General features: G+C 37.1%; 5 protein-coding genes. 4 read left to right on the forward strand and 1 reads right to left on the reverse strand.

All coding sequences use genetic code 11. From position 1 onward, the window contains the following. Positions 1-232: 232 nt before the first annotated feature. From nirB to E0W73_RS19635, 4 genes are all read left to right on the forward strand, one after another. The gene (gene nirB / locus E0W73_RS19620) at positions 233-2,746 is read left to right on the forward strand and encodes a nitrite reductase large subunit NirB (RefSeq protein WP_135223737.1); all 2,514 of its coding nucleotides are present in this window, start codon (positions 233-235) and stop codon (positions 2,744-2,746) included. 223 nt (positions 2,747-2,969) lie between these two features. Continuing rightward, positions 2,970-3,347, forward strand: a complete 378-nt coding sequence (gene nirD / locus E0W73_RS19625) for a nitrite reductase small subunit NirD (protein WP_135223738.1) — start codon at positions 2,970-2,972, stop codon at positions 3,345-3,347. Between the two features lie 250 nt (positions 3,348-3,597). Beyond that, positions 3,598-4,182, forward strand: coding sequence for a DUF4202 domain-containing protein (locus E0W73_RS19630; RefSeq protein ID WP_135223739.1), 585 nt, complete (start codon positions 3,598-3,600; stop codon positions 4,180-4,182). A 6-nt stretch (positions 4,183-4,188) separates the two neighbouring features. Beyond that, complete coding sequence (locus E0W73_RS19635; protein ID WP_135223740.1) at positions 4,189-5,997, forward strand: sensor histidine kinase; 1,809 nt, start codon at positions 4,189-4,191, stop codon at positions 5,995-5,997. 360 nt (positions 5,998-6,357) lie between these two features. Here E0W73_RS19635 and E0W73_RS21520 read toward each other — a convergent pair. Continuing rightward, on the reverse strand, positions 6,358-6,579 hold a 222-nt coding region (locus E0W73_RS21520), incomplete at its 5' end, for a hypothetical protein (protein ID WP_208730553.1).

The following is a 6,579-nucleotide window of genomic DNA, read 5'->3' on the forward strand; positions in this document are numbered from 1 at the left end:
TCTATAAAATTCTTATGAATTTACGACATTTTTTTGAAACCCTTATTTAGAATCCTTTCAAATTCTAAAAAAACTAAGTAGCACAAAAACAGTCAAAACCCGCATTACGTATAAGATTAAGATAAAATACTTAGTCTTCAAAACTTACTGACTGTCTAAAAAATAATTATTTTACGTATTTTTATAAGTATAAATACTTATATTTGCGTAGTAATACTTAATTAAAGAAATCATGATTAGAGTAATAGTAGTTGGAAACGGCATGGTTGGTTATAAATTTTGCGAAAAGTTTGTTGCAAAATCAGGACAAGAAAAGTATCAAATCACAGTATTTGGAGAAGAACCACGAAGAGCTTATGATCGCGTTCACTTAAGCGAGTACTTTGGAGGAAAAACGGCTGATGACCTATCATTATCAACAACTGAATGGTACGCAGAAAACAATATTACTCTCAACACCTCTGAGTTAATTACAGATATTAATCGTGATTCAAAAACAATTCATACGCATTTAGGCAAAACACATACGTACGACTACTTAGTTTTGGCAACGGGTTCTTCGGCATTTGTTCCTCCTATTGAAGGCGTAGAAAAAGAAGGTGTCTTTGTCTACAGAACTATTGAAGACCTTGATGCCATTATGGCTTACGCCAAAAAGATAAAAATAAAAGGTGCAACAGAAGCAGCCGTTTTAGGTGGAGGTTTATTAGGGCTTGAAGCTGCGAAAGCCGTTAGAGACCTAGGATTGAATCCGCATGTGGTAGAATTTGCACCTCGTTTGATGCCGAGACAATTAGATCAAGGTGCTAGCGATATGCTCCAATCAAAAATCGAAGAATTAAACATCGGAATTCATCTCAATAAAGCCACACAATATATTGACGGAAAGGAAAGCATAACGGGAATGATGTTCGCCAACGACGAATTATTAAAAGTTGATATGCTTGTGATTTCTGCCGGAATCAAACCTCGCGACGAACTGGCAAGAATTTCTGGACTTGAAGTCGGTGTAAGAGGCGGAATTGTGGTAAACAATCAAATGCGAACATCAGATCCTAGCATTTTTGCCATTGGAGAAGCTGCACTTTACAACCAAAACATTTACGGATTGGTGGCTCCAGGCTACGAAATGGCCGATGTAGCCGCTGAACAAATCTTAAATGGTACTAAAACCATGAGAGAGACCATCGATATGTCTACACAATTGAAATTAATTGGTGTTGAAGTGGCTAGTTTTGGCGACCCGTTTATTGAAAACGAGAATGTTACCGCCATTATTTATGAAAATAAATTAAGCGGCATTTATAAAAGAATCAATGTTACCAAAGATTCTAAAACACTTTTAGGCGGAATTTTAGTTGGAGATTCCAGCGATTATAATTCTCTTTTCCAGATTTACATCAACGAAATGGCATTGCCTAAAAATCCAGAAGATTTGATTTTAGGTTCTCGTGATGGCTCCGAAGGTTCTTCTCTCGGAAGCGTAATGGATTTGCCTGATACAGCCGTTATCTGTTCTTGTGAGAATGTTACGAAAGGCGCTATCTGCTGTAAAATTTTAGACGAAAGCTGTGCTTCACTTTCAGATGTTGTGAAAGCAACCAAAGCAACTTCTGGCTGTGGAGGCTGTAAACCAATGGTTTCAGATTTGGTAAAAGCAACCCAAAAATCTTTAGGAAAAGAAGTTAAAGAAGTTATTTGTGAACATTTTAGCTATACCCGTCAGGAATTATTCGATTTGGTAAAAATCAACAAATACGAGAATTTCTACGACGTTCTAGATCATCACGGAAAAGGCGACGGATGCGAAGTCTGCAAACCTGTTGTGGCTTCTATCTTCTCCAGTATTTACAATGATACAGCCAACAAACACGTCACGACTCAAGATACAAATGATAGATTTTTGGCTAATATTCAGCGCAACGGAACTTATTCAGTTGTTCCAAGAGTTGCAGGTGGTGAAATCACGGCCGAAAAACTTATCGTAATTGGCGAAGTGGCCAAACAATTCGATTTATACACCAAAATTACCGGAGCGCAAAGAGTCGATTTATTTGGAGCACATTTGAGTGATTTGCCTAAAATCTGGAAAATCTTAATCGACAACGGTTTTGAAAGCGGTCATGCTTACGGAAAATCACTTCGTGCCGTAAAAAGCTGTGTCGGAAACGCTTGGTGCCGTTACGGAATGGATGACAGCGCCGGATTTGCTATCGAACTAGAAAACAGATACAAAGGAATCCGTTCTCCGCATAAACTAAAAGGCGGTGTATCAGCCTGCATTCGCGAATGTGCCGAAGCCCGCGGAAAAGATTTTGGATTAATTGCCGTTGAAGGCGGATGGAATCTATACATCTGCGGAAATGGTGGAGCCAACCCAAAACACGCGGTTTTGTTAGCAGAAAAAATCGACAAAGAAACCGTTATCAAATACATGGATCGTTTTTTAATGTATTACATCCAAACTGCTGGCCCGCTGATCAGAACATCAACCTGGTTGGAAAAATTAGATGGTGGTTTAGACTATTTGAAACAAGTAATTATCGAAGATAGTTTAGGAATCTGCGAAACGCTAGAAGCCGAAATGCAGACTTTGGTAAACACTTTCGAATGCGAATGGAAACAAGTATTAGAAAAACCAAGATTGTTAAAACGTTTCAATCACTTTATAAATTCAGACGAAAAAGATGATAACGCAGTTTTTGTTCCGTTAAGAGACCAGAAAATGCCAAAAGCCTGGTCTTAAAAAAAATTTGCCGCAAAGACACAAAGTCATAAAGTCAAATTATAAAACCATAAGAAAAAAAACTTAGCGCCTTTGAGCCTTCGTGGCAAAACACCTAGCTCCAAAAAAAAAGAAAAAATCACAAACGTTTGCTGTCCTTCTTACCCTCTTTTTTACTGCGCCATCAAATCTCTCTTGATTGTAAAAAGAGGGCTAAGAAACAGGAAATCAAAACTTAATCAAAATGGAAGAAATTTTAAATCAATACGAAACAGTTCATGCGAGCGACGCTACAATTTGGTTCAAAGCAGGCAAAGTAGAAGATTTTCCAACCAACCGAGGCGGTTGCATCAAATACAAAAACAAGCAAATTGCGATTTTCAATTTCACACGAAGAAACGAATGGTATGCCTGCCAAAACGCTTGTCCACATAAAATAGAAATGGTGCTTTCAAGAGGAATGACAGGTTCAACAGATGATATTCCGAAAATAGCCTGCCCAATGCATAAAAAAACTTTTTCATTAGTAGATGGTTCGAACCTAAACGGCGACGATTATAGAATTGCAACTTATCCGATAAAGATTGTAGAAGACGAAGTGTTTGTTGGTTTTGTAGACTGATTTCACACAATATTGTCATTTCGACGAAGGAGAAATCACATTCGGGAGTCGGCAAAGATTGGCGAAATTCTATATAGAGTTTCTAGTGCGATTTCTCCTTCATCGAAATGACAAAACTACCGTAAATACTATGTGAATTAATGCAAGTGAAACGCCTTTAACCACAAACAAATCTATGTTTCTATGTGTTAAAAAAATCTACCCGCCAAAACATAATTCCGTATCTTTGAAATCTATTATCAAACCAAAAATGAGTACACCTTTTCAAAAAGCAAGCGAATGGATTGATGCCGAGAACGCTCAGGATCCTAACATCGAATTAGACCAAAACACCGAATATCCAAAAGAATTATTGTATTCGAACAGGATGTACGAAAGACTGATGCAGTTTGAGCCAAATGCTTCAGAAGAAATTCAGATTGCTTCAAAAGCGCAGCATATCTGTCGTTGGAAAGTAGCTCGCGAATCCTATCCAATGGACCGTGTTGGTTATTTAAAGTGGCGAGAAGAGTTGAAAAAATTCCACTCCAAAACTACTGCCGAGATTCTCGAAAAAGCAGGTTACGACCAAGCTTTCATTGACCGAGTTTCTTTTTTAATAGAGAAAAAACTACTTAAAAAAGACGCCGAAACACAATTGCTAGAAGACGTGATTTGTTTGGTGTTTTTAGAATACTATTTAGAACCTTTTGTTCAAAAACATGATGATGAAAAACTCAAAAACATCATCAAAAAAACTTGGGATAAGATGTCTGAAAAAGGACATGAAGAGGCTCTAAAAATCAATTATTCTGAAGAAAACCTAAACTTAATAAAAGCTTCTTTGGGATTGTAAAAAGATATGAGAAAGAACAATCAAGAAGCAGAAAAAATCACTTTCAAAAATTTACGCCGACTGTATTTTTTTGCGCTTCTCACTATTGCCTTAACCATAATTATCAGCCAATTTTTAGTTCAATACAATCTGAATCAGCAGTTAAGCGATTCCAAAATCATTAATTTTTCGGGCAGGCAGAGAATGCTGAGCCAAAAAATCGTCAAAGAAGTTCTGATTCTGCATTACGTTTCTGATACTGCTTCTGCTCAACAGATTTCTCATTTAGAAGACGTTTTAGCACTTTGGAAGAAAAATCAAAAAGCACTCGAAAACGGAAATGACAGCTTAGCTTTTCCAAAAGAAAAATCAGAAACGCTTCAAAAACTGTATCGCGAGATAAGTCCGATTTTCAATAAAATTGCTTACACCACCGAATCATTTTTATTGAATCTGAAAAAAGAAAAAAGAACAGACGAAAATCAAAAATTTGTCAATACAATATTAGAAAACGAAGGGATTTTCCTTTCTAAAATGAATCAGATTGTAACCCAATACGACCTTGAAGCACACGAAAAAGTAACCGAACAACGCCGCATAGAATACTGGATTTTCGGATTTACTTTATTAGTTCTTCTTCTGGAATTCTTCTTCATTTTCAAACCAACCAACAAAAAAATCGAAAGATTAATTGCCAAACTTTTATCATCAGAAAAGAAAGCTTTAAAACTGGCATACGATACCGAAATTCTAAGCGAAATAAAAGAAAACTCCGTAAAAGAATTAAAATCGCTCAATTACGCAATGGAAAACACGTTGCTGTATTGCCGAATTGCTCCAGACGGTTCCATCATTCATATCGGAGAAAAATTTGCCAAACTGCTTAATTATACCAAATTTTCATCCAACAAAAAATTCTCAGAAGTTTTAACTGTTGACGAAAAAGAACAGCTCAATTTCGACCGACTTATTTTCGAAAAACAGCGCAGCGGCTGGCAAGGAGAAATCAGTATTTTAAATAAAGAAGAACAGACAATCTGGCTCGATTTGTCAATGGTTCCCGTTATGATAAAAAAAGACGAACTCGAGCTTTTAATCGTTTGTTTCAACATCACCGAACGCAAAAAAGCCCAACGAGAAGTCGAACGTTTGAATCTTGAAAACACGACCGAGAAAATCAATCAACAAAAGATTATCTCAAGCAAAATCGTCGAAAATCAGGAAAACGAACAAAACCGAATCGCAAAAGAAATCCACGACGGAATCGGTCAAATGCTTACGGGACTAAAGTTCAGTCTAGAAAGCATCAATCTGGACGACAGAGAAAAGTCCGAACAAAAAATCGAATATTTAAAGAAACTTTCGTTAGACATTATAAAAGGAGTCCGCACAGCGACTTTCAACCTGATGCCACCAGAATTAAGTGACCACGGAATCGTTTCGTCCTTATCAAAACTCACACAGGAACTTTCAAAACTAACCGGAAAAGAAATCCTTTTCTATAATAAAACCGATTTTGACAAGCGTTTAGATTCATTAATCGAAATCAATATTTACAGACTTACGCAAGAGGCAATAAACAACGCCATCAAATACGCTGAGTCGTCACACATCATTGTCCAGCTTTCGCATAGTGAATCATTATTAAGCATCATTGTCGACGACAACGGAAAAGGTTTCGACATCAGTTCTGTCGACAAAAAACGCAACAGCGAATCCGGAATGGGCTTATTATTCATGAACGAACGCATCCAATACATCAACGGACGCGTTTTCATCAAATCCATCCCAGGCGAAGGAACAAGAATTACGTTCAACATCCCAATTCTTAAATGAGAAAATTAGGCAATGTGCCAATTTGAAAATTAGATAATTATTTAACGCCTTCTAAGAATTATCTAATTGACTGATTAATTTATTATCTAATTAATCAGGGCGAGCCAGTATTAGAAAAAGTGGGCTACCAATCTTTGTCTTTATTCGCCCACTTTCCCTAATACTGTCGGGCTATCCGCGCTACTTCGGTAGCTTGCTCCTATCCCTCTCGCGGGTAAACGTTTTCAAAATACCGCATCAAATCTTTCAGCATTTTCAAGCTGAGCCAAGTCGAAGCTTTCTCATATTAAATCTACAATCAAAAATCAATTGCCTCCAGCTTTAGCTGGAGAAAAACGCAAGCAAGTCTCCAAATGGGCTTTAGCCAAACTTACTCATTTGGCTAAAGCCTTTTAAATTATCTTCAAAACCTCCAGCTAAAGCTGGAGCCAACTGAAAACTACACCAAATTGTGTCATTTCGACGACTGAGAAATCTTTCCAAGAAACTCCACAAGCAAAATCCGCAATCTTTGAAAATCATTTGACAGTAAAAAAATCTGTTTAAATCTGCAAAATCTGCGTGCAAAAAAATGACAATCGT

It is taken from the genome of Flavobacterium foetidum (assembly GCF_004634245.1).
Lineage (GTDB): Bacteria > Bacteroidota > Bacteroidia > Flavobacteriales > Flavobacteriaceae > Flavobacterium > Flavobacterium foetidum.